The sequence below is a fragment of the Microbacterium jepli genome (assembly GCF_047237905.1).
GTDB lineage: Bacteria > Actinomycetota > Actinomycetes > Actinomycetales > Microbacteriaceae > Microbacterium.
Window position 1 is genome coordinate 249570 of sequence record NZ_JBDFLW010000005.1, and the last position, 22889, is coordinate 272458.

The 22889-nt window shown below is 70.3% G+C and carries 18 protein-coding genes, 1 rRNA gene and 1 pseudogene; 14 read left to right on the plus strand and 6 right to left on the minus strand.

All coding sequences use genetic code 11. From position 1 onward, the window contains the following. Position 1 precedes the first annotated feature (1 nt). From ABC304_RS05490 to ABC304_RS05500, 3 genes and pseudogenes are all read left to right on the plus strand, one after another. Complete coding sequence (locus ABC304_RS05490; RefSeq protein WP_412929426.1) at positions 2-1174, plus strand: bifunctional 2-methylcitrate synthase/citrate synthase; 1173 nt, start codon at positions 2-4, stop codon at positions 1172-1174. A gap of 3 nt (positions 1175-1177) precedes the next feature. Continuing rightward, a complete protein-coding gene (locus ABC304_RS05495; RefSeq protein ID WP_412929428.1) occupies positions 1178-2362 on the plus strand; it encodes a thiolase family protein in 1185 nt (394 codons plus the stop codon). A gap of 288 nt (positions 2363-2650) precedes the next feature. Next, positions 2651-3589, plus strand: a pseudogene (locus tag ABC304_RS05500) (DUF222 domain-containing protein); the annotation flags it as partial. 350 nt (positions 3590-3939) lie between these two features. Here the strand turns inward: ABC304_RS05500 and ABC304_RS05505 are convergent. Then, positions 3940-4242: a hypothetical protein gene (locus ABC304_RS05505; RefSeq protein ID WP_412929429.1), complete on the minus strand. Its 303-nt coding sequence runs from the start codon at positions 4240-4242 to the stop codon at positions 3940-3942. Positions 4243-4352: 110 nt separating this feature from the next. On the opposite strand from ABC304_RS05505, the gene ABC304_RS05510 reads away from it, so the two are divergent. Both ABC304_RS05510 and ABC304_RS05515 read left to right on the plus strand, forming a co-directional pair. Continuing rightward, on the plus strand, positions 4353-4592 hold the full coding sequence (locus ABC304_RS05510; RefSeq protein WP_127096794.1) for a DUF3072 domain-containing protein: 240 nt from the start codon (positions 4353-4355) through the stop codon (positions 4590-4592). A 119-nt stretch (positions 4593-4711) separates the two neighbouring features. Further along, positions 4712-5893: an acyl-CoA dehydrogenase family protein gene (locus tag ABC304_RS05515; RefSeq protein ID WP_412929431.1), complete on the plus strand. Its 1182-nt coding sequence runs from the start codon at positions 4712-4714 to the stop codon at positions 5891-5893. Between the two features lie 82 nt (positions 5894-5975). On the opposite strand, the gene ABC304_RS05520 is transcribed toward ABC304_RS05515, so the two are convergent. After that, positions 5976-9800 carry a choice-of-anchor I family protein gene (locus ABC304_RS05520; protein ID WP_412929432.1) on the minus strand — a complete coding sequence of 1275 codons (3825 nt, stop codon included), beginning with the start codon at positions 9798-9800 and terminating at the stop codon, positions 5976-5978. Between the two features lie 158 nt (positions 9801-9958). On the opposite strand from ABC304_RS05520, the gene mmsB reads away from it, so the two are divergent. Both mmsB and ABC304_RS05530 read left to right on the plus strand, forming a co-directional pair. Then, positions 9959-10885 carry a 3-hydroxyisobutyrate dehydrogenase gene (gene mmsB, locus ABC304_RS05525; protein WP_412929433.1) on the plus strand — a complete coding sequence of 309 codons (927 nt, stop codon included), beginning with the start codon at positions 9959-9961 and terminating at the stop codon, positions 10883-10885. Then, complete coding sequence (locus ABC304_RS05530; protein ID WP_412929435.1) at positions 10882-11658, plus strand: enoyl-CoA hydratase-related protein; 777 nt, start codon at positions 10882-10884, stop codon at positions 11656-11658. Before mmsB ends, ABC304_RS05530 begins: the two co-directional genes overlap by 4 nt. Before the next feature lie 9 nt (positions 11659-11667). Here the strand turns inward: ABC304_RS05530 and ABC304_RS05535 are convergent, their stop codons facing one another. Further along, complete coding sequence (locus tag ABC304_RS05535; protein ID WP_127096789.1) at positions 11668-12204, minus strand: MarR family winged helix-turn-helix transcriptional regulator; 537 nt, start codon at positions 12202-12204, stop codon at positions 11668-11670. A gap of 135 nt (positions 12205-12339) precedes the next feature. On the opposite strand from ABC304_RS05535, the gene ABC304_RS05540 reads away from it, so the two are divergent. From ABC304_RS05540 to ABC304_RS05550, 3 genes are read left to right on the plus strand one after another with little or no spacing between them, the layout of a single operon-like run. Beyond that, positions 12340-13116, plus strand: a complete 777-nt coding sequence (locus ABC304_RS05540; protein WP_412929437.1) for an electron transfer flavoprotein subunit beta/FixA family protein — start codon at positions 12340-12342, stop codon at positions 13114-13116. 7 nt (positions 13117-13123) lie between these two features. Continuing rightward, on the plus strand, positions 13124-14107 hold the full coding sequence (locus tag ABC304_RS05545) for an electron transfer flavoprotein subunit alpha/FixB family protein (RefSeq protein ID WP_412929439.1): 984 nt from the start codon (positions 13124-13126) through the stop codon (positions 14105-14107). A 6-nt stretch (positions 14108-14113) separates the two neighbouring features. After that, the gene (locus ABC304_RS05550) at positions 14114-15949 is read left to right on the plus strand and encodes a cytochrome b/b6 domain-containing protein (RefSeq protein WP_412929440.1); all 1836 of its coding nucleotides are present in this window, start codon (positions 14114-14116) and stop codon (positions 15947-15949) included. Here the strand turns inward: ABC304_RS05550 and ABC304_RS05555 are convergent. Beyond that, positions 15936-16988 (minus strand): LacI family DNA-binding transcriptional regulator, encoded by a 1053-nt coding sequence (locus ABC304_RS05555; RefSeq protein WP_412929442.1) that lies wholly within the window; start codon positions 16986-16988, stop codon positions 15936-15938. The two genes, ABC304_RS05550 and ABC304_RS05555, sit on opposite strands and share 14 nt — an antisense overlap. A 95-nt stretch (positions 16989-17083) precedes the next feature. Here ABC304_RS05555 and ABC304_RS05560 point away from each other — a divergent pair, with 95 nt between their 5' ends. Both ABC304_RS05560 and ABC304_RS05565 read left to right on the plus strand, forming a co-directional pair. Then, positions 17084-17794, plus strand: coding sequence for a ThuA domain-containing protein (locus tag ABC304_RS05560; protein WP_412929443.1), 711 nt, complete (start codon positions 17084-17086; stop codon positions 17792-17794). Beyond that, a complete protein-coding gene (locus tag ABC304_RS05565; RefSeq protein ID WP_412929445.1) occupies positions 17773-18864 on the plus strand; it encodes a Gfo/Idh/MocA family protein in 1092 nt (363 codons plus the stop codon). Before ABC304_RS05560 ends, ABC304_RS05565 begins: the two co-directional genes overlap by 22 nt. Positions 18865-18880: 16 nt before the next feature. Here the strand turns inward: ABC304_RS05565 and cofE are convergent, their stop codons facing one another. Further along, on the minus strand, positions 18881-19687 hold the full coding sequence (cofE, locus tag ABC304_RS05570; RefSeq protein WP_412929446.1) for a coenzyme F420-0:L-glutamate ligase: 807 nt from the start codon (positions 19685-19687) through the stop codon (positions 18881-18883). A 1-nt stretch (position 19688) separates the two neighbouring features. Then, the gene (locus ABC304_RS05575; RefSeq protein WP_412929447.1) at positions 19689-20195 is read right to left on the minus strand and encodes a GNAT family N-acetyltransferase; all 507 of its coding nucleotides are present in this window, start codon (positions 20193-20195) and stop codon (positions 19689-19691) included. 86 nt (positions 20196-20281) lie between these two features. On the opposite strand from ABC304_RS05575, the gene ABC304_RS05580 reads away from it, so the two are divergent. Beyond that, positions 20282-20842: an acyl-CoA thioesterase gene (locus ABC304_RS05580; protein WP_412929448.1), complete on the plus strand. Its 561-nt coding sequence runs from the start codon at positions 20282-20284 to the stop codon at positions 20840-20842. A 444-nt stretch (positions 20843-21286) separates the two neighbouring features. After that, a 16S ribosomal RNA gene (locus ABC304_RS05585) occupies positions 21287-22809 on the plus strand. Positions 22810-22889: the final 80 nt, after the last annotated feature.

Below are 22889 nucleotides of genomic sequence, written 5' to 3' on the forward strand. Positions count from 1 at the left end.
CATGAGCGACATCGACATTAAGAAGGGCCTCGCGGGGGTCACGGTCGACTACACCGCGATCTCGAAGGTCAATCCCGACACCAACTCGCTGCTGTATCGCGGGTATCCGGTGCAGGAGCTGGCCGCGACGCAGTCGTTCGAGGCGGTGGCGTACCTGCTGTGGCACGGCGAGCTGCCCGACGACGAGCAGCTCGCCGAGCTGCGGCGCACCGAGCGCTCGCAGCGGGCGCTGCCTGAGGACGTCAAGCAGACGATCGACCTGCTGCCGCTCTCCGCCCACCCGATGGACGTCGTGCGCACCGCCGTGTCCGCCATCGGTGCGGCCGACGAGGAGACCGCGGATGCCTCGCCCGAGGCCGATCTGCGCAAGAGCATCCGTCTGCTCGCCGTGCTGCCCGCCGTCGTCGCGTACGACCAGCGCCGCCGCCGGGGGCAGGAGCTGATCGCACCCCGCGACGACCTGGACTACTCCGCGAACTTCCTCTGGATGACCTTCGGCGAGCTGCCCGACGAGGTCGTGCGCCGGGCTTTCGACGTGTCGATGATCCTGTACGCCGAGCACTCCTTCAACGCCTCGACCTTCACCGCGCGCGTGATCACCAGCACGATGTCCGACCTCTACTCCGCCGTCGTCGGTGCGGTGGGCGCCCTGAAGGGCGCCCTGCACGGCGGGGCGAACGAGGCCGTCATGCACATCTTCGACGACATCGGCACGGCCGAGAACGTGGGGCCGTGGCTGGATGAGGCGCTCGCGTCGAAGCGGAAGGTCATGGGCTTCGGTCACCGCGTCTACAAGCGCGGCGACTCGCGCGTGCCGACGATGAAGGCGGCGCTCGACACGCTCGTCGCGCATGAGGGCGCCGACGATCTCGCAGCCCTCTACGACACGCTCGAGGCCGACTTCGTCGGACGCAAGGGCATCTACCCGAACCTCGACTACCCGTCCGGTCCCGCGTACCACCTCATGGGCTTCGACACCCTGACGTTCACGCCGCTGTTCGTCGCGGCACGGGTGACGGGCTGGACCGCGCACATCATGGAGCAGGCGGCCGCCAACGCGCTCATCCGCCCGCTGTCCGCCTACAACGGCCCCGACGAGCGTCACGTCGAGGGCTACGTCGCCGACACCGCCGCCGTGGATGCGGCCGAGCGTCCCGAGGAAGCCGAGGCCTGAGCCATGGCCCGCACCGCCGTCATCGTCGACGTCGTCCGCACGCCCGTCGGCCGGGGCAAGCCCGGAGGAGCCCTTTCGGGCGTCCACCCGGTCGACCTCGCCGCCGGCGTGCTGCGAGCGGTGCTGCAGCGGAACGGTCTGGAGTCGCGGCAGATCGACGACGTGCTCCTCGGCTGCGTGAGCCAGGTCGGGGAGCAGAGCTCCAACACCGCGCGCCAGGCGGTCCTCGCGGCGGGGTTCGATGAGGGCGTGCCCGCGACGACCATCGACCGGCAGTGCGGATCGAGCCAGCAGGCCGCGCACTTCGCGGCGCAGGGAGTGATGGCGGGTGCCTACGACATCGTCATCGCCGGTGGCGTCGAGTCGATGAGCCGCGTGCCGCTGGGCACGTCCGCCTCCGTCGCCGGGTCGCCGATCTCACCGCTGCTGCGGGCGCGGTATCCCGAGGGCCTCGTCAATCAGGGCGTCTCGGCGGAGCTCATCGCGCACCGCTGGGAGCTCGATCGCGCGGAGCTCGACACGTACGCGGCGCTGTCGCATCGACGAGCAGCGGATGCCGCGGCATCCGGTCTCTTCGACGGGCAGCTGCTCCCGGTCGAGACCGACGGCGGCGCCGTGACGGCGGACGAGACCGTCCGCCCGTCGACTACGGTCGAGGGCCTCGCCGGGCTGGCGCCGGCGTTCCGCACCGACGCTCTGGCCGAGCGCTTCCCCGAGCTGGACTGGCGCATCACACCGGGCAACTCCTCGCCGCTCACCGACGGGGCGTCGGCCGCGCTGATCATGGCGGAGGAGACGGCCGTCGCGCTGGGCCTGCGGCCGCGTGCCCGCTTCCACGCGTTCGCCGTGGTCGGCGATGATCCGCTGATGATGCTGACCGGGCCCATCCCGGCGACGCGGCGCATCCTCGAGCGGAGCGGGCTGACGATGGCCGATCTCGACGCCTACGAGGTGAACGAGGCGTTCGCCTCCGTGCCGCTGGCGTGGGCTCGCGAGCTGGACGCGGATCCCGACGCGCTGAACGCCTGGGGCGGCGCGATCGCGCTCGGGCACGCGCTCGGATCGTCGGGCACGCGGCTCCTCGGCACGCTGCTGGCCCGGCTCGAGGCCGGCGGCGGGCGCTACGGACTGCAGACGATGTGCGAGGGCGGCGGCATGGCGAACGCGACCATCATCGAGCGGCTCTGACGCGGAATCGGCGGTTCGCTCCTCCTCCCCAGATGCGCTGATAGAAGCTTCTCCACGGCTTTGGGAATCACCCGTTGATCTGGGTCATTTCGGGAACGGAATGTCGGTGCCCGCTGGGATGATGGACGCATGACGAACCCCGCCGACGCGCTCTCGAGGGCGTCGGCCACGCTCGCGGGTGCCGTCGAAGACCTCTACCGTTCGGGCGCGTTCGGCGAGTCCGACGACGCGGATGTGCTCACGGTTCTCGCCGACGCGGCTCAGATCGTGCGGCAGGCTGAGGCGGTCATGATCGCCGCGGTCGCCGAGCTGGAGCAGCGAGCGGACGCCGCGCCCCACCCCGACCGTCCGACCACTCGCTACGGGTGCCGCTCGGTGAACGAGCTCGTACAGCGCTCCACGCGCGCCTCCGGTCGGCGCGCCGGCGACCTGGTGCGCGCCGCGCGTGCGGTGCGTCAACCGCGCACGCTCCACGGCGATCGGCTGCCGGCGGAGTATCCGGCGATGCGCGAAGCCGTGGCATCCGGAGAGATCGGCATCGAGGCGACTGTCGCCGTGGTGTCCGCACTGGACGCCGCCCTGTGCGACCGTCAGGTGCGGGCGGCCGCGGAGCGCGAGCTCGCCGCGTCCGCCCTCGGTGCAGGCCCCGATGGCGGCCCTCCGCCGAACGTCGACGACCTCCGGATGCAAGCGCACGTCTGGGCGCTCTACCTCGACCAGGACGGCGCCGAGCCCCGAGAGGCGCGCGCACTGCGGAAGCGCGGGCTGACGGTGGGTCCCTGCCGGGACGGCGTCGTACCGATCCGCGCGAACGCGCTTCCCGAGGTCGCCGCGCAGTTGCAGCGGCTCTTCGACAGCATCCTGAATCCGAAGGGACACGGGCCGGCGATCCCGCCGGGGCCCCGCTTCTCGCAGAGCGCCGCCGGCGGTGACGCCTCCGACACACCGTCAGCCGATGACGCGGACGACCGCACGCGAGCGATGAAGCACCACGACGCGCTCGCCATGATCCTGGCGGTCGCGGCCCGATCGGGAGAGCTCCCGACCATCGGCGGTGCGGCGCCGACGCTCGTCGTCGCGGTGGCGGCCGATGATCTCGACTCGGGAACGGGTGCCGCGCACATCGACGGATGCGTCGAGCCGGTTCCTCTCGCCGTCGCGCGGCAGGTCGCCTGCAGCGGCTCCGTGCAGCGCGTCATCAGCGACGGTGCAGGCCGCATCCTCCAGATCGAGATCCTCGATCGGGTCTTCGCCACGCACCAGCGCCGGGCGATCACGCTCCGGGACGGCGGTTGCGTCATCCCCGGATGCGGCGTTCCTGCCGCGTGGTGCGAGATCCACCACGTGCATGAGCATGCGGACGGCGGGCCCACCCACACGGACAACGGCGTTCTGCTGTGCTGGTATCACCACCGCACGATCGACTCGAGCGGGTGGGCGGTGCGCATGACCGCCGGCGTGCCCGAGGTCCGCGGGCCCGCTGGTGGGACGGCTCCGCCCGCTGGCAGGCCGTCACCACCTCGCCGACACGAATGGGCCGACGGTTGCGGATGCGCAGGACGGCAGGCGTCCCGTGATCAGTTGTCGCGGAACGGAAGATTGAGGTCGGCGGGATCGACCTCGACATCGCCCACGTCGTCGGGGCCGCCCGTTCCGGGGACCGCGTTGATCTGGTCGGTGTCGATGTCGTCGTCGATCGAGTCCGGCAGCGGATCATCCTGCTTCTGCTCGGTCTCGGTTTCGCTCGCGGGGCTGTGCGCCATGTCCTTGCGGACCGCTTCGCTCTCGGGGATGCCGGTGCTCTCGGCGGACTCGTCGGTGGGGGGCGGCGGCGGCGGGGTCTCACCCGCGGCGAATCGCATCTTCTCGTCAGCGTTCATGGCTCGACGGTATGCCTGGCGACGTCATGCCCTGCACCCCTTGACGGGAGTGCGGAGACGGGTTGTCAAGCCCGCCCTCGGTGTCCGCCACTCGAACTAACGTACGAGTCATGTCAGAGAACAACTCGTCCGGCGAGACGCTGGGCTCCACCGAATCCGCCGACAACCCCGCCGTCAAAGACCCGTCCGATTGGGTCACCGGTGACGAGCCCATGACCGCGCCGCAGCGCAGCTACCTCGACACCCTGGCCCGCGAAGCAGGCGAGGAGATCTCCGCCGACCTCACCAAGGCCGAGGCGTCCGAGCACATCGAGCGCCTCCAGTCCGAGACGGGTCGCGGCAGCGAATAGTCGTCCGCGACGAGGTCGACCGCCGAGCAACCATCTATTCGGCGGTCGTCCTCGCATTTACAAGGACGTCCAAGTAAACTCACCATTGCGCTGAGATCAGCGCAGGAGGAGTGCACAGGATGTCCGATCTGATGGTGGCCGTCAGCGCAGAAGAGCGCACCGCAATGGTCGAGGCGGTGCGTGACTTCGCCAGTACGGAACTTGCTCCTCACGCGCTGGAGTGGGACGAGACCAAGACCTTCCCCCGTGAGACGATCCGTCGCGCGGGCGAGCTCGGACTCGGTGGCCTCTACGTCCGCGAAGACGTCGGCGGCACCGCTCTCGCGCGCGTCGACGCGGTCGCCCTCGTCGAGGAGCTGGCGAAGGCGGATCCCGCCGTGGCGGCCTTCATCACGATCCACAACATGGTCGCGTGGATGATCGACACGTACGGCACCGAGGAGCAGCGCCGGCAGTGGCTGCCGTCGCTCACCGCCATGGTCGACCTCGGCAGCTACTGCCTGACGGAGCCGGGAGCGGGGTCGGATGCCGCGGCCATCGCCACCAGCGCCATCCGGGTCGCCGGCGACGCGGCCGACGGACCCGATGACGGCTTCGTTCTGACCGGCGTGAAGCAGTTCATCTCCGGAGGCGGCGAGGCCGCCGTGTACGTCGTCATGGCCCGCACCGGAGAACCGGGCGCCCGCGGCATCACCGCGTTCCTCGTGCCGGGTGACGCGGCGGGTCTCTCCTTCGGTCCGAACGAGAAGAAGATGGGCTGGAACGCGCAGCCGACCCGGCAGGTCATCCTCGACGAGGTGCGGGTTCCGGCATCCGCTGTCCTGGGCGAGCTCGGTGGCGGCTTCAAGGTCGCCATGTCCGCGCTCAACGGCGGCCGCGTGAACATCGCCGCCTGCTCGCTCGGCGGCGCGCAGTGGGCGCTCGACCGCGCCATCCGCTACGTGCACGAGCGCTTCACCTTCGGCGAGCCACTGTCCGAGCGTCAGAGCGTCGTCTTCACCCTGGCCGACATGGCCACCGAGCTGACGGCGGCACGCGCCCTCGTGCGCGACGCCGCACGCGCGATCGACGAGCACGCTCCCGACGCCGCGATGCAGTGCGCGATGGCCAAGCGGTTCGCCACCGACGCCGGGTTCCGTGTCGCGAACGACGCGCTGCAGCTGCACGGCGGCTACGGCTACCTCCACGACTACGGCATCGAGAAGGTCGTGCGCGATCTGCGCGTTCACCAGATCCTCGAGGGCACCAACGAGATCATGCGGGTCATCATCGGCCGCGAGCTCATGGCCGCGGCATCCTGATCGCGGCATTCTGATCGCCACCCGCCGACAGCCACGAAGGCCCCCGTCACTGATGCCGGGGGCCTTCGTCCGATGCGCCGCGTCAGTCGGTGGTGACGCCCCGGCGCCGCCGCAGCACGAACGCCGCGCCGCCCGCGATGACGAGGAACGCGCCTCCCAGGGCGAGTCCCCACGGCACGTCTGCGCCGGTCAGGGCCAGCCCGGTGCCTCCTGCACCCGACCCGGCCGAGCCGGAGCCGGCCGAACCGGCGCCCGGCGTGCCGGGCGTGCCCGGCGTGCTCGTTCCGGGAGTGCTCGGACCCGGCGTCGGCGTGGGCGCCGACTCGGTGACCGGGACCGCAACGGTGACGACCGTTCCCGTCTCCGCCGTGAGCGTCACCTGCAGCACGCTGCCGGCCGGCGCGTCAGCGGGGACGGTGACCCGTACCTCGGCGGCACCGGCGGTGACGGGTGCCGTCCCGGCATCCGTTCCGTCGATGCTGACGCTGAGCTCCGTGGTCTCGGGGGTGCCGAGGCTCGTGAGGTTCAGGCCGGCGGCGGTGAACGTCGCGGTGCCGCCTGCGGCCGTCGGCGCGAGACCCGTGACCTGCACGCCGTGCTTCGCGTACGACGGCGCGACTGGCGAGTCGGCGGCCAGGAAGTCGATCCATGCCTGGTAGTCGACGTTGCCGGTGTCGAGGCGATCCGTCGCCGCCGTGAACGCGCGGAAGTTGTCGCCGCCGTCCGCGAGGAAGGACAGCGTGCCGACCCGGTATTCGGCGGTCTCGTCCAGCGGCTGACCGTTCACCGTCACGGACGTGATGCGGTCGCCCTGCGCGCGGCCGGCGTCGTACGTGTAGGTCACGTTCTCCGACAGCCCGAGCTGCAGGTAGGGGCGCGTCGGCACGTTCCCGTTCGCGTCGAGCTGCCACTGCTCCTCAAGCAGCTGCGTGAAGGTCGCGCCCGTCATCGTCACGAGCGTCGTGGTGTTCGCGAAGGGGAGCACCGCCAGCGCCTGGGCGAACGAGATGTCGCCGTCGGCCAGGCCGGGCGCCGCCGAGGCGCCGAACTCCGCCTGCGTGTCGTAGAGCTCGCTGCGGAGTCCGCCGGGGTTGGTCACACCGATGTCCGCGATGCCCTCCGGCAGGCTGGCCGTCGAGGACAGCAGGGCGTCGGCGACCAGGTTGCCCAGAGTCGATTCCGCGGAGCGGTCATCCCGCTTGCCCCCGGTCCAGATCCCGTCGACGAAAGATCCTCCGGAGAAGGCGGTGGTGATGTCGCTCGACATCTCGGCCACCTTCCGGTTGCCGATCTCCGTGGCCACGCCCAGCGCGGCATCCGCGATCGTCTTCACCTCCGCGACGCGCGGGTAGCGGTCGGCGAGCACGGCGTCGTCGATCGTGGTCCGCGCGATGTTGCGCTCCGTGTGGGACAGCACCTCGCCGGTCTCGGCATCCAGAGACAGGGTGATCCGGCCGATGTTCTCGCCGTACGAGCCAGTCTGCAGAATCGGGCGGGTCTTGGCGGCCTCACCGGGGACCGGCGCGGCCCAGGCGTACTTCTTGTGGGTGTGGCCGGTGAAGATGGCGTCGACCGCGGGCGAGGTCTCCTGCACGATGCGGGCGAAGTCGCCGCCCTTGGCGAGCTCCGCCTCGAGCGAGGCCTCCTCCGCCTCTCCCGCGCTCGCGCCCTCGTGGTAGAGGGCCACGATGACATCCGCCTCGCCGTTGGCGTCGCTTCCGTCGGTCAGCTCTCCCGCGACGCGGTTCACCGCGGCCACGGGGTCACCGAAGTCCAGCCCGGTGATCCCCGAGGGGGACACCAGCGATGCGGTCTCCCGGGTGACGACGCCGACCACGGCCACGCGCAGGCCTTCGACGTCGAAGGTCTCGAACGCGGGCAGCGCGGGCGTCGTGGTGCCCTTCCTGTACACGTTCGCACCGAGGTAGGGGAAGTCCGCGGCGGGCTGCACGCGGTCGGTCAGGTCTGCGAATCCCTGGTCGAACTCGTGATTGCCGACGGCGCTGGCATCCAGCCCGAGAGCGTTGAGCACATCGATGGTGGGCTGGTCCTTCTGGTACGACGAGGCGAACAGCGAGGCGCCGATGTTGTCACCCGACGACAGGAACAGGGCCGCGCCGGGCGCTGCGGCCCGCTGCTCCTCGATCGTCCCGGCGAACTTCACCGTGTTGCCGTCGATGCGGCCGTGGAAATCGTTGATACCCAGCAGCGTGAGGTCCACGGTGCCGCGTTCGTCGATCGCGAAGAGGGTCGTGGTCCCCGACACCTCGTTGCCGACGGCCAGCATGGGCGCGCCGGTCGAGGAGTCCGCGGCGGGGATGAAGTGCAGTCCCTCCGGACCGAGGTCGCCGGCCGCGGCCAGGTCGTCCTCGCCCTGCACCGCGAAGTCGCGGTTGTTCACGTAGGTGACGAACGACGCCGCGGAGGGGACGCTGATGTCGTAGACCATCACGCCGCCGACGCGCTCGAGGCCGACGAAGGCGTAGGTGCGACCGCCGACCTCTCCGATGGCGACGTTCTCGGGCTCGGGGCCCTTGTCGTCGCTGCGGCCGTCGACGTCGGTCTCCTCGTGGTTGGAGTTGAACCCACCCGGCACCGCTGCGGCGACGGTCCGCTCGAACTCGGAGCCCGAGTCGTAGACCTGCATGCCGTCGGTCGTCCAGATGGAGAACGACCGGGCGCCGTAGGCGTACAGCGCGTCGTAGCAGCCCTTCTCGGCGTCGAAGCCGAGGTCGGCGGCGACCTTGAGGCGGCCGAGGTCGGCGTCGCCTGTCTGCGTCGCCAGCGGGCTGTCTGCGCAGACCGGCCCCTGGCCGTCGTCCGCGAGGTTCTTCACCCGCGATTCGTCGATGAAGTCGCCCCACTCGCGGGCGTCTCCTTCGTTCGCGGTGACGAGGTAGGTCTGCCCGCCGGCGGCGTAGGACTGGATGCCGTCGGGCATGTACACGCCGAACAGGTCCTCGTAGCTGCGGATCGAGATGGCGTCGTCGCGGTCGGACGCGTCCAGCGCGTTGCCGTCGGCACCCCAGTCCTTGTAGCCGAGGGGGAGGATGCCGGACACGGCCGCCGACGCCAGGTCGACGGTGGCGACGGCATTGGCTTCCTGCAGGGTCACGTAGGCCGTGCCGCCGTCGATCGCGACGTACTCCGGCTCGAGGTTGCGGCTCACCCGGTTGGCGGAGAGCGGGGTGTCGCCCTGGTCGGGCGCGGCGACATCGGGACCGAAGACGCGGACGCCCGCGGGGAGCGCGTCGCCCTCGAACCCGCCGAAACCGGCGGTGCGGACGTCGGCCTGCGTGGGCGCGGCCCTTCCGATCGGCGCCGTCACGACGCTCACCGAGCCCTCGGGGTCGACCGAGAAGTCATCGGCGGGCTCACCTTCGTTCGCCGACACGACGTACGCGCCGTCGTCGGAGAAGGTGACCATGTCGGGGAGCGCGCCGACCTTGACGCTGCCGAGGAACGCCTCCTCCGCGTCCGCGGCATCCGCGTCGAAGAACACGAGGCTGCCCGGCTCCGTCTTCGCCGCCGCCTCGAAGGCGATGACGCCGAGGCCGTCGGCGCGCACGGCGACCGAGTTGGCCACGCCCGGCGCGCTGATCTCGAAGAGCTCGGCGATCGCGGCGGGGTTCGAGTAGTCCAGCACCATGACGGCGCCGGCCTGCGCGTCGACGACGAAGAGGCGGTCGCCGTGCGCGGTGACGATCTCGGCCGCCGACTCGTTGAAGACGCCGGTGTCGAAGCTGCCGATCGGCGAGAGCGCGATGCGCGCGTCGTCGGCGGACAGACCGACGGGGTCATCGACCACCGCCGCCGACGCGGTGCCGACGGCGGTGAGGGTCAGGGTGCAGACGGCCGCCGTGACGGCCGTGAAGGCGACCGCGCGGCGGAGGGGATGCGAAGGCATGCGTGTCCTCGAGGTGTGGGGGAGCGGAAGCTCCACCTTCGGGCCCGAGGGTGTCGCGCGGGTGAACGGACGGCAACCGGCCGTCGCCCTCAGGGTCCGGCCGGACCCGCGATCTTGATATACCTGAAGAGTCGACGACGACAGCCGGGAGGCCGCTCATGAACACCTCGACCACGCGCATCGCATTCCTCGGCCTCGGCCACATGGGACTCCCGATGGCGCGCAACCTCGCGGCCGCGGGCCATGAGGTGACCGGTTTCGACGTCTCGCCGGCCGCCCGAGAAGCGGCGCGCGCGGCGGGTCTCGCAGTGACGGAGACGGCGACGGATGCCGCCGCCGACCGCGACGTCGTGATCACCATGTTCGCGGCCGGCAGCCAGGTGCTCGGCGCCTACCGGGGAACGGCCGACGTGCCCGGCCTGCTCGCGGTGGCCGCCCGCGGCGCGCTGTTCATCGACTGCTCCACGATCGCCGTCGACGAGGCGCAGGAGGCGCACGCGCTCGCCGAGGCAGCCGGTGTCCGCAGCGTCGACGCCCCCGTCTCGGGCGGCGTGGTGGGCGCCGAGAACGCCACCCTCGCCTTCATGGTCGGGGGATCGGAGGCGGATGCCGCGGCCGCACGACCGCTCCTCGAGCACATGGGCGCACGGATCGTGCACTGCGGCGGCGCCGGTCTCGGGCAGGCCGCCAAGGTCTGCAACAACATGATCCTGGCCGTGTCGCAGATCGCCGTGGCCGAGGCGTTCGTGCTCGGCGAGCGGCTGGGACTCGACCACCAGGCCCTCTTCGATGTGGCTTCGAACGCGTCGGGCCAGTGCTGGGCGCTGACGACGAACTGCCCCGTGCCCGGGCCGGTCCCCACCAGCCCCGCGAACCGCGACTACCGTCCGGGCTTCGCCGGCGCTCTCATGGACAAGGACCTCGGCCTCGCCGAGCAGGCGCTCGTCCGCACGGGCACCGACGCCCGCATGGGCCTGCTCGCCCGGGAGATCTACCGCGAGTACGCGGCCGGCTCCGGCGCGCAGCGCGACTTCAGCGGCATCATCACCGACATCCGCGCCGCCGGCGAGAAGGAGACATCATGACCGAGTACGAGACCATCGTCGTCGAGACCCGCGGTCGAGTCGGCTGGATCACCCTCAACCGGCCCGAGGCGTTGAACGCCCTCAACTCGCAGGTCATGCGCGACGTCGTCGACGCCGCCACCGCCTTCGACGCCGACCTCGGGATCGGCGCCATCGTCGTCACCGGCTCGGAGCGCGCCTTCGCCGCCGGAGCCGACATCAAGGAGATGGAGTCCAAGACCGGCGTCGAGATGATCGTCGACGGTCATTTCGACGCGTGGTCGCGCTTCGCTGAGGTGCGCACCCCCGTGATCGCGGCGGTCTCCGGCTACGCCCTCGGCGGCGGCTGCGAGCTGGCGATGATGTGCGACATCATCCTCGCCGCCGACACGGCCCGCTTCGGCCAGCCCGAGATCACCCTCGCCGTCATCCCCGGCATGGGCGGCACGCAGCGTCTCGTCCGCGCGATCGGGTACTACAAGGCGGCGGAGCTCGTCCTCACGGGCCGGATGATGGATGCCGCGGAAGCCGAGCGCTGCGGACTGGTCTCGCGGTTGGTGCCCGCCGCCGAGCTTCTCGCCGAGGCCTCGGCGGTGGCCGAATCGATCGCCGCGAAGTCGCTGCCGTCGCTCTACGCCGCGAAGGCCGCGCTCGACGCGGCGCTGGAGACCGCGCTCGCCGAGGGGCTGCGGTTCGAGCGCCAGGCCTTCGCTGGACTGTTCTCCACCGCCGACCAGAAGGAGGGCATGGCGGCTTTCCGCGAGAAGCGCCGTCCCGACTTCACGAATGGCTGAATCCCGGCTTCAGAGCGGCTCGGGCAGCGGCCGGGGGTCGGAGAAGTCCCCCGACGCGCGGCGCAGTCGCGCGATGATGCTGACCAGCTGCTCGATGTCGTCGCCCGAGAGTCCAGGCTCGGCGAACACCTCGGTGTTGAGCGCCGAGGTCGCCCGCTCCACGAGCTCCCGCCCGTCGTCGGTCAGGGCGAGGATGGCCGCGCGCCCGTCGGTCGGGTGCGGCTCACGCACGACCAGCCCGTCGCGCACGAGGCGCTCGACCGTGTTCGTGACGCTGGTGGGATGCACCTGCAGGCGGGCGATGGCGCTGGCCATCGGCATCCGCCCCTCTCTCGTGAAGGCGAGAAGGCGCAGCATCTCGTACCGGGCGAACGAGAGAGCGAAGGGCTTGAGGGTGCGCTCGACCCGGCCGATCAGCAGCTGCTGCGCGCGGATGACTGAGGTCACCGCCGTCATGCCGACGGCCGCGTCGTCCCAGCCGTGCGCGATCCATTGCCGCTTGGCCTCGGCGATCGGGTCGACGGGGAGGCGTCGTGCTCCTGCCATGCGGGCTCCTTCCGATCGCGGGCGCCCTCCCACGGTACCGATCGGGGAGTCCGCTGTGCGCACGGCAGGGTCCCGCGCACGTCCGCCCGGTCCGGTGCCGCCGCCTAGAATCGAGAGGACGAAGGAGACGCACCGATGAAGATCGTCGTTCTGGTCAAAGAAGTGCCGGACACGTGGGGTGACCGCATCCTCGATCTCGAGACGGGACTCGCCGACCGCGGCGCGAGCGAGGCCGTCCTCGACGAGATCGGGGAGCGCTCGCTGGAGGTCGCGCTGAGCTACGCCGACGCGCACGCGGGCACCGAGGTGGTCGCCATATCGATGGCTCCGGCCTCCGCGGCGACCACGGTGCGCAAGGCCCTCGCGATGGGCGCCGCCTCCGCCGTCCACATCGTCGACGACGCACTGCACGGCGCGGACTACGTGCTGACCGCCGAAGTGCTGACGGCGGCGATCCGCCGCACCGGCTTCGACCTGGTCGTGGCGGGCAACCTCTCCACCGACGGCGCCGGCGGCGTCGTCCCCGCGATGGTCGCCGAACTCCTCGGCGTGCCGCAGCTGACCGCCCTGACCGCCGTCGAGATCGGAGAGACGTCGGTCTCCGGCACCCGCGCGAGCGACGCGGGCACCATGTCGGTCTCCGCCCCGCTGCCGGCCGTCGTCTCCATCACCGAGGCGCTCCCCGACGCCCGCTTCCCGAACTTCAAGGGCATCATGGCGGCCAAGAAGAAGCCGTTCGAGACCCTGTCGCTCGACGACCTCTCGGTCGACGCCGCGGATCCGCTGGCAGCACGGTCGATCGTGGTGTCGCTCGCGAAGAAGCCCCCTCGCGAGGCGGGCGTGAAGATCCTCGATGAGGGTGACGGCGGGCAGAAGCTCGCCGACTTCCTCGTCTCGCAGAGGCTGGCGTGAGGTTCTGATGAGCGATTTCCCCGACGACTCGATCCTGGTGCTGCTGGATGTCATGCCCTCCGGCGAACTGGCCAAGAGCGCAGCCGGACTCGTCGGCGCCGCGGCGTCGATCGGCACCCCGGTCGCGCTTGTCGTGACCGAGGCATCCGCGTCGCAGGCGGCCGCCGAGCAGGCCGCCGCGCTCGGTGCTGCGCGGGTGCTGCTGGCCGACCACGCCTCGCCCGGCTCGCTCACCGTGCCGATCGTCGACGCGCTCGTCGCCGCGGCCGACGCCGTGCGCCCCGACGCCGTGCTCGTGTCGAACTCCATCGAGGGCCGGGATGCCGCGGCACGCTTCGCCGCGCGGACGCGTGGCGCGCTCGCCGCCGACGCCGTGGGCGTGACCCGCGACGACCAGGGGGTCGTCGCGGAACACTCGGTGTACGGCGGCGCCTACAACGTCGTGTCGGCAGCGACCTTCGGACCGCTCGTGGTGACCGTGCGCCAGGGCGCCGTGGACGAACGCGCCACTGCGCAGCCCCTGGTCAGCGAGACTCTCGCGGTGACGGCGTCCGGTGCTCCCGCCGCCTCGATCGACTCGTTCTCCGAGGCGGAGGCGACGTCGACGCGTCCCGAGCTCCGCGGAGCCGGCGTGGTCGTCTCCGGAGGCCGCGGCCTCGGCTCGAAGGAGAAGTTCGAGCTCGTCGAGGAGCTGGCCGACGTGCTGGGTGCCGCCGTCGGAGCGTCGCGCGCGGCAGTGGATGCCGGGTACGTGCCGTCGTCGTATCAGGTGGGTCAGACCGGCGTGTCCGTGAGCCCGCAGCTGTACATCGCGCTCGGCATCTCCGGAGCCATCCAGCACAAGGCCGGCATGCAGACGGCGAAGACGATCGTCGCGGTCAACAAGGACGCCGACGCCCCGATCTTCGAGATCGCCGACTACGGCGTCGTCGGAGACCTCTTCACCGTCGTGCCGCAGCTCATCGCGGCCCTCCGGTCGCGGAAGGCGTAACCGCGCGTGGCGACCTTCGGCACACAGGTGCGACGCGGTCTGCCGCGCACGCGCGGCGGTGAGCCCTGGCCGCCCGCGGGTGAGGCTCCGCACGCTGCCGCCGATGTCGCTGGCGTCACGGAGACCGCACCCGTTCCGGAGGCCGTTCCCGTTCCGGAGGTCGTTCCCGTTCCGCGGGCCGGCTCCGTCGCCGATGCCACGCCCGTCGCGGAGGCGACACACGTCGCGATGACGGATGCTGCCGCTCCCGCAGTCGCTCCGCCACCTGTCCGCGCGATCCGTCGTGGGCTGCCGCGGGTGCCCGGGGGAGAGCCCTGGCCGCCGGCGGTCGCATCCGCCGCGCCGGATGCTCCCGCGGCAGCGGACATGGCGGTCGAAGCGCCGACCACAGCCGCCCCACAGAATGCGGGTGCAGCCGCGAGTCCGGCATCGAGCGTCGCGGGCACCGCCCTCACGGCCGTCTCGGACACCGACGCGGCGGCTGAATCCGCATCATCCGCCCCGGCCGCGGCGCCCGCGAATGCCACCCCATCCGGCGGCGTCGCGCTGCGCCGCGGCCTTCCCCGCGTCGCGGGCGGAGAGCCGTGGCCCCTGGCCGGCACCGCCCCCGAGGCGGGAGTCACCCGGGCGGCACCGTCAGCAGCCACCGCGACCGCGACCGCCCCGGCCGCCACCGCACCGCCCGCTTGCGCCCCCGCCGCCGCGACGGCTCCCGCCGCCACCGCAGAGCCCGCCGCCCCGGCCACCGAAGCGGCTCCCGTCGCCGACGAGGCCCGGGTCGCAGCATCCGTCTCCCCCGACCTCGCTCCGGTCAGCGCGTCGGCCGCGGGCTCGGTCGTCGTCTCCGGCCCGCGGCCGCCGCTCCCGTTCACCCGCACCGTCTGGGCCGGGCGTGCCGCGCAGGCGGCGCCCGTCCCCAGGCCGGCACCGGAGCGCATCCGCGGACTCTCCAAGGTGCAGTGGGCCGGTGCTGTCATCGGCGGCGGCATCGCCCTGCTGTTCGCGGCCGCGATGCTCGTGTTCGCGGCGCGGTGGTTCGTGTCGCTGCCCGGCGTGCAGTCGTTCCTCACGACCTACCCCGGCGAGACGCACCTGCCCGAGGGCGCGCCCGTCGGCTTCCCGGCGTGGCTCGCCTGGCAGCACTTCTTCAACACGTTCTTCATCGTGCTGATCATCCGCACCGGCTGGCAGGTGCGTGCCGAGAAGCGGCCGGCCGTCTTCTGGACTCCGCGCTGGTCGAAGAAGGGCCGCGGCAAGATCAGCCTCGCGCTGTGGTTCCACCAGTCGCTCGACGTGCTGTGGTTCGCCAACGGCCTGATCTTCATCGTGCTGCTGTTCGCCACCGGCCAGTGGATGCGGGTCGTCCCCACGAGCTGGGACGTGTTCCCCAACGCGCTGTCCGCCGCGCTCCAGTACGTCTCGCTCGACTGGCCGACCGAGAACGGCTGGGTGAACTACAACAGCCTGCAGGTGCTGGCGTACTTCGCGACCATCTTCATCGCGGCGCCGCTGGCCGCCGTCACCGGCGTGCGGATGTCGGGCTTCTGGCCGAAGAAGGCGGAGCGGCTCAACAAGGCGTACCCGATCGAGTGGGCGCGGGCGGTGCACTTCCCCGTCATGCTGTACTTCGTCGGCTTCATCGTGGTGCACGTCGCGCTCGTCTTCGCCACCGGAGCACTGCGCAACCTGAACCACATGTACGGCGGTCAGGACGCCGTGAACTGGACCGGGTTCTGGATCTTCGTCGGCTCGATGGCGCTCCTCATCGCGGGGTGGATCGCGGCCCGCCCGATGGTGCTCGCACCGATCGCCCGGCTGTCCGGCAAGGTCAGCGGGCGCTGACGGCTCCTGTCGGGAGATCGACGGTCGCCGTCGATCCGCGCGCCACGAGCTCCGTCGGCATGACGACCGATTCGCCCTCGACGGTCTCCCCGCCGGCGGCGCGCACCAGGATCCCGACCGCCGCCGCGGCCATCTCGCCGATGGGCTGGCGGAGGGTCGTCAGCGGCGGGTGCAGCCACCGCGCGCCCCGCACGTCGTCGAAGCCCACGACGAGCACGTGCCGGGGGATGCTGAGCCCGGCGTCCGCGACAGCACGGTAGGCGCCGGCGGCCATCTCGTCGTTGCACGCGAAGACGCCGACAAGCCCCGAGCCGCCCCGCGCGGCGATCTCCTCGAGCGCGCGGGCGCAGGCGCGCCGCGCGCCCCAGGCCGTCCAGTCCGCGCTCACGTGCACGCGCGGCGCCGCGGGCGCGGCGCGGGACAGCACCTCCCGGAAGCCGTCGATCCGCGCGCGGCCGAAGCGGTAGGAGGGCGTCCCGCCGATCGACATGAAACGCTCAGCGCCGCGCTCCACGAGATGCGCGGCGGCAGCCGCCCCGCCCTCCCGATCGGTCGTGCGCACGCTCGGCAGACCCCGCGGCGCTTCCGACGGCGGCTCCACGAGCACGAGCGGGATGTCCGCCCTCCGCAGCGCCTCGATCTGCAGGGCCGTGGGCGTGCGGAGGCCGACGATGACGCCGGCCGACCCGCGCGAGAGGATGCGCGGCATCCAGTCGTCACCCGGATCCTCGCGATCCGCCGTCAGCGTCAGGTCGTAGCCGTGCGCCTCGGCCGCGGCACGGGCACCGGCGGTGATCTCGGCGGTGTAGGGGTCGTGGAAGCGTCCGAGCACCAGGTCGAAGGTCCGCGCGGTGCCCGATCGGGGTCGCCCGCGGCTGTCCTGCCCGGCGTGGTAGCCGAGCTCCGCCGCGCTGCGCACGACGCGTGCGCGCGTCTCGGTCGCCATCTCGCCGCGTCCGCGCAGCCCTCGCGAGGCCGTCGCGACGCTCACGCCGGCGTGAGCCGCCACCGCTGCGAGGGTCACGCGTCGCGAGGTCACCCCGCCATTTTGCGCAAATTTCATCGCGGGTGCACGCCATCGGTGGCATCGTGTCCCGGCGTACGCCCCCGTCGGGGCGCGGGAGGGAGTCGATGATGACGACGCACGAGACACGTCGGGCGCTGGTGGTCCGGGGCGGATGGGACGGACACCGCCCCGTCGAGACGACCGACCTGTTCGTGCCGTTCCTCGAGAGCTCCGGCTTCGAGGTGCGCATCGAGGAATCCAACGAGGTCTACGCCGATCGCGCCGTCATGGACGACACCGATCTCATCCTGCAATCGGTCACGATGTCCGAGATCTCGCGAGAAGCCCTCGGCGGGCTCCGCGACGCCGTCGAGCGCGGCACCGGTCTCGCGGGGTGGCACGGCGGTATCGCCGACTCCTACCGCGGGAGCTCCGACTACCTGCAGCTCGTCGGCGGGCAGTTCGCGACGCATCCCGCCGTGAGCCCTGAGGAGCGGGCGGGCGGCGAAGCCGACAACTTCCTCCCGCACACCATCGACGTCACCGACCTCGGGCGCACGCACGAGATCATGGCCGGCATCGAGCGGGTCGCCCTGCGCACCGAGCAGTACTGGGTGCTCACCGATGACCTCAACGACGTGCTGGCGACCACGACCCATCCCGTCCAGCCGTACCACCCGTGGCACCGGCCCGTCGTCTCCCCGGCGGTCTGGACCCGCGCCTGGGGCCGCGGACGGGTGTTCGTCGCCACGCCCGGACACAGCCCCGACGTGCTCGAGGACCCGAACGTGCGCACCATCGTCGAGAGGGGACTGCTGTGGGCGAGCCGCACGCGATAGGCATCATCGGCCTGGGGGTCATCTCCGCGCAGTACCTCGAGACTCTCGGCTCCCACCCTGCCGTCCGCATCGCGACGACCGCCGATCTCGACATGGAGCGCGCGCGGTCGGTCGCCGAGCGCTATCCCGGATGCCGCGCCCTCTCCGTCGACGAACTGGTGCGGGATCCCGCGGTGCAGACCGTTCTGAACCTGACGATCCCCTCAGCCCACGCCGACGTCGCCCTCCGGGCGCTCGCCGCGGGCCGCGACGTGTTCGGCGAGAAGCCCCTGGCCGCCACCTTCGAGGACGCGACGGACGTCATGGCGCGGGCGGGAAACTCGTGGGTCGGCTGCGCCCCCGACACCGTGCTGGGCACCGGCGTGCAGACGGCGCGCGCCGCGGTCGATGCCGGCGCGATCGGCCGGCCGCTCTCCGCCGTCGCCACCTGGGTGTCGCCGGGGCACGAGGCGTGGCATCCGAATCCCGACTTCTACTACCGGGAGGGCGGCGGACCCCTCCTCGACATGGGCCCGTACTACCTGACCACCCTGTTCCATCTCCTCGGGCCGGTCGCGCGGGTGACCGGCGCATCCTCCCGACCGCGGACGACCCGCACCATCGCCTCGGGCCCGCGCGCGGGCGAGGAGATCCCCGTCGAGATCGACACCCACGTGACCGGCGTCCTCGAGCACGTCGGCGGGGCGGTCTCGACGGTCACATTCAGCTTCGACGCGATCACGACGCAGGCGGCGCCCATCGAGGTGCACGGGGAGTCCGGCACCCTGGTGGTCCCCGATCCGAACCTCTTCGAAGGGGTCGTGCACGTGCGCCGGGAGCGCGGCGGCGACGGCGAGCTTGTGACGGATCGCGCGGGCTACGAGAACGCCGGGCGCGGCATCGGCATCCTCGACAGGATCGCCACGGGCTCGGGTGCGCGCACCGACGGCGCGATCGCGCTGCACGTGCTCGAGGTGATGACCGCGCTCGGCGCTTCGGCGCGCGACGGCGTCCGTGTGGAGCTCACCACGCGCCCGGAGCGGCCGCCGGTGGTGCCCTTCACTCCGGAGAGCGTCTGGCGATCGTCCTGACGGCCACCGCGACGGATCAGGGACCCGACGAGAACGCGTCGGCGTCGTCCTGACCGCGGGATGCCGCTCCCGCGGCGAAGCCGGCGGACCAGGCCTCGTCCGAGCCGAGCGAGAACATGTCGCGCTCGGCCGGGCGCACGATCGACCGGGCACCCGGCAGGTCGAGCGGCCCGACGAGGTCGCCGCGTCCGCGCACGACCGCGACGGGCAGCCGCGCGGCCTTGCCCTTGACGAGGTCGCCCGCCGAGGCGAGCTCGTCCGCCACGCACGGCATCGTCACGATGAGCGGCCGCCCCTCGGCGTCGGTTCCGCCGCGGAGATCCTCGAACACGTGCACGCCGGCGGCGCCGATGGCCGAATCCGTCTGACCCTCGCGCCAGGCGCGGCCGAGCGTGTCGGAGATGATGACGCCCACCGCGGCGCCGAGTCGGTCGCGGAGTCCGCTCGCCAGCGCGCGCGCCGACGCGTCGGGGTCCTCGGGCAGCAGCAGCACCGTCCCCGCCGGGGTGTTCGAGGCGTCCACGCCGGCGGCGGCCGCGACGATCCCCAGTCGGCTCTCCACGATGCGGGTGACGTGTCCCGTCGGACTCGTGCGGGAGGCCACAAGCCGCACGGTCTCCGCCGTGATCGCGTCTTCCCGGTCATCCGCGAGGATGATGCGCCCCTCGGCCTTGGAGACGATCTTCGAGGTCACGACGAGGATGTCGCCGTCGCGCAGCTGCTCCTCCGGACGAGTGGATGCCGCGGCATCCGCGATCACCGAGACGAGATCATCGCCGGGCGAGATCTCGCCGATCCCCGGCAGCGCCCAGACCTGCAGCACGTCAGCGGACGAACCGCACCTCGGTGAGCGTCTCGCCGAGGAAGGGCTCCGTGTGCGACGCGCCGTCCAGGGAGAACCCGTTGCGCGCATAGAAGCGGTGCGCCCGGGGGTTGTCCTCGGCGACCCAGAGGTAGAGGGGCTCGCCCTCGTCGACGGCGGCGTCGAACAGGCGCTGACCGATGCCCGTGCCGTGGAAGGCGTCGAGCAGGTAGATGAAGTACAGCTCCCGGAGTGCGGGGGCGTCCTTGTCGCGTGCGGGACCCGATCCGACGAACCCGACGATCTCGCCGTCGACAAGTGCCGCGCTCATGCGGAACTCGGGACCCTGGGAGGCCCAGTGCGTCCACAGCTCGGCCATGCGGCGCGGCGAGATCTTCTCGAGCGCGGCCTTGCTGATGAGGTGGTCGTAGGTCTCGTGCCAGCAGCTGGCGTGGACCCTGCCGAGCGCCTCGGCATCCACGTCGCGGACGGGACGGACGACGATGTCGGTCTGCAGTTCGGGCTCCATGGCCAGACTCTACGCGGGGCCCGCCGTCGGCGGAAATCCGCGCCGAACGGACCACACGGGCCCGAGCGTGGCTACCATCGCACCTCGTGAACGTGATCTGGCGCACCCTGCTCACCATCTGGCACGCCAAGGCGATGCTGCGGCGCCGTGGACCGGCAGATCCGACGTCGGTCGGGCGCATCCGGCTGCGCACGCTGCCCACCGACATCGATCTCCTCGGACACATGAACAACGGGCGGTATGCCTCGCTGTTCGACCTCGGACGCTTCGACCTGCTCATCCGCACGGGGGTGTGGGACGTGCTGCGCGCACAGGGCTGGTACGCCGTGGTGGCCAGCGAGTCGGTGACCTTTCGCAAATCCCTGCAGCTGTGGCAGCGCTTCACCGTCGAGTCCCGCCTCATGTCGCACGACGACAAGTCGGTCTACCTGATGCATCGGGCGGTGGTGAAGGGGGAGGTGTACGCGGAGATGGTGGTGCGGGCCCGCTTCCTGCGGACGTCGGGAGGCATCGTCCCCCACGAGGAGCTGTTCGAGGCGCTGCACCGGCCCGACACCCTTCCGCCGCTGGCGCCGTGGGTCACGGCGTGGGCGGCGGGGTCCGCTCTGCCGTCCACCCGCAGCGCGGCGCCCAGCACGTGGGAATGACCGTGTTTCCGCGGGTTCCGCACCGCGACACGCCCGGGATGCACGCCCGATTTGCCGAGTCCGCCGGACCTGCGTAAGTTATATCGAGTTCGCCCCACAGGGATGCGGGAGGCCGAGAGCCTCACCCCCTCAAGCGGAGAACGAAACCCCCACATGCAGAACGGCTTCGGCTGAACTGTGTCGGGTTGCTTCCGAGTCGGATGCGGCCGGGGATAGGAAACTGCCCCACGTGAAGCTTTGCGGTGGATCGTGGGTGCGTCCGTTCCTTGAGAACTCAACAGCGTGCACTTGTCATATGCCAATGAACCTCGCAACTGATCCTTTTTTGGGTTGGTTGGTGAGATTTCTTTGAGATTAATTGAATTGTCAGTGATGGCATTCTTTTGGTCAGGTTGAACTCGCATGACTTTTCGCCTTTTTCCGGTGGGGGTTGTGCATCATTTTTTTATGGAGAGTTTGATCCTGGCTCAGGATGAACGCTGGCGGCGTGCTTAACACATGCAAGTCGAACGGTGAAGCCAAGCTTGCTTGGTGGATCAGTGGCGAACGGGTGAGTAACACGTGAGCAACCTGCCCCGGACTCTGGGATAAGCGCTGGAAACGGCGTCTAATACCGGATATGAACCACAGCCGCATGGTTGGTGGTTGGAAAGATTTTTTGGTTCGGGATGGGCTCGCGGCCTATCAGCTTGTTGGTGAGGTAATGGCTCACCAAGGCGTCGACGGGTAGCCGGCCTGAGAGGGTGACCGGCCACACTGGGACTGAGACACGGCCCAGACTCCTACGGGAGGCAGCAGTGGGGAATATTGCACAATGGGCGGAAGCCTGATGCAGCAACGCCGCGTGAGGGATGACGGCCTTCGGGTTGTAAACCTCTTTTAGCAAGGAAGAAGCGAAAGTGACGGTACTTGCAGAAAAAGCGCCGGCTAACTACGTGCCAGCAGCCGCGGTAATACGTAGGGCGCAAGCGTTATCCGGAATTATTGGGCGTAAAGAGCTCGTAGGCGGTTTGTCGCGTCTGCTGTGAAAACTGGAGGCTCAACCTCCAGCCTGCAGTGGGTACGGGCAGACTAGAGTGCGGTAGGGGAGATTGGAATTCCTGGTGTAGCGGTGGAATGCGCAGATATCAGGAGGAACACCGATGGCGAAGGCAGATCTCTGGGCCGTAACTGACGCTGAGGAGCGAAAGGGTGGGGAGCAAACAGGCTTAGATACCCTGGTAGTCCACCCCGTAAACGTTGGGAACTAGTTGTGGGGGCCATTCCACGGTCTCCGTGACGCAGCTAACGCATTAAGTTCCCCGCCTGGGGAGTACGGCCGCAAGGCTAAAACTCAAAGGAATTGACGGGGACCCGCACAAGCGGCGGAGCATGCGGATTAATTCGATGCAACGCGAAGAACCTTACCAAGGCTTGACATATACGAGAACGGGCCAGAAATGGTCAACTCTTTGGACACTCGTAAACAGGTGGTGCATGGTTGTCGTCAGCTCGTGTCGTGAGATGTTGGGTTAAGTCCCGCAACGAGCGCAACCCTCGTTCTATGTTGCCAGCACGTAATGGTGGGAACTCATGGGATACTGCCGGGGTCAACTCGGAGGAAGGTGGGGATGACGTCAAATCATCATGCCCCTTATGTCTTGGGCTTCACGCATGCTACAATGGCCGGTACAAAGGGCTGCAATACCGTGAGGTGGAGCGAATCCCAAAAAGCCGGTCCCAGTTCGGATTGAGGTCTGCAACTCGACCTCATGAAGTCGGAGTCGCTAGTAATCGCAGATCAGCAACGCTGCGGTGAATACGTTCCCGGGTCTTGTACACACCGCCCGTCAAGTCATGAAAGTCGGTAACACCTGAAGCCGGTGGCCCAACCCTTGTGGAGGGAGCCGTCGAAGGTGGGATCGGTAATTAGGACTAAGTCGTAACAAGGTAGCCGTACCGGAAGGTGCGGCTGGATCACCTCCTTTCTAAGGAGCATCTGGCAGCTGGCGTCCTCCTTTGGGGGTCGTGTGGTTGTCCAGGCGCCAGTTCGAGACGAATGTTCTCG

Bases quoted from the DNA above. Each gene is read 5' to 3' on its own strand.
- ABC304_RS05575 (WP_412929447.1), bottom strand. From the start codon at position 20,195: ATGGAGCCCGAACTGCAGACCGACATCGTCGTCCGTCCCGTCCGCGAC.
- ABC304_RS05495 (WP_412929428.1), top strand. From the start codon at position 1,178: ATGGCCCGCACCGCCGTCATCGTCGACGTCGTCCGCACGCCCGTCGGC.
- mmsB (WP_412929433.1), top strand. From the start codon at position 9,959: ATGAACACCTCGACCACGCGCATCGCATTCCTCGGCCTCGGCCACATG.
- ABC304_RS05515 (WP_412929431.1), top strand. From the start codon at position 4,712: ATGTCCGATCTGATGGTGGCCGTCAGCGCAGAAGAGCGCACCGCAATG.
- ABC304_RS05510 (WP_127096794.1), top strand. From the start codon at position 4,353: ATGTCAGAGAACAACTCGTCCGGCGAGACGCTGGGCTCCACCGAATCC.
- ABC304_RS05545 (WP_412929439.1), top strand. From the start codon at position 13,124: ATGAGCGATTTCCCCGACGACTCGATCCTGGTGCTGCTGGATGTCATG.
- ABC304_RS05490 (WP_412929426.1), top strand. From the start codon at position 2: ATGAGCGACATCGACATTAAGAAGGGCCTCGCGGGGGTCACGGTCGAC.
- ABC304_RS05505 (WP_412929429.1), bottom strand. From the start codon at position 4,242: ATGAACGCTGACGAGAAGATGCGATTCGCCGCGGGTGAGACCCCGCCG.
- ABC304_RS05560 (WP_412929443.1), top strand. From the start codon at position 17,084: ATGACGACGCACGAGACACGTCGGGCGCTGGTGGTCCGGGGCGGATGG.
- ABC304_RS05540 (WP_412929437.1), top strand. From the start codon at position 12,340: ATGAAGATCGTCGTTCTGGTCAAAGAAGTGCCGGACACGTGGGGTGAC.
- ABC304_RS05530 (WP_412929435.1), top strand. From the start codon at position 10,882: ATGACCGAGTACGAGACCATCGTCGTCGAGACCCGCGGTCGAGTCGGC.
- ABC304_RS05520 (WP_412929432.1), bottom strand. From the start codon at position 9,800: ATGCCTTCGCATCCCCTCCGCCGCGCGGTCGCCTTCACGGCCGTCACG.
- ABC304_RS05535 (WP_127096789.1), bottom strand. From the start codon at position 12,204: ATGGCAGGAGCACGACGCCTCCCCGTCGACCCGATCGCCGAGGCCAAG.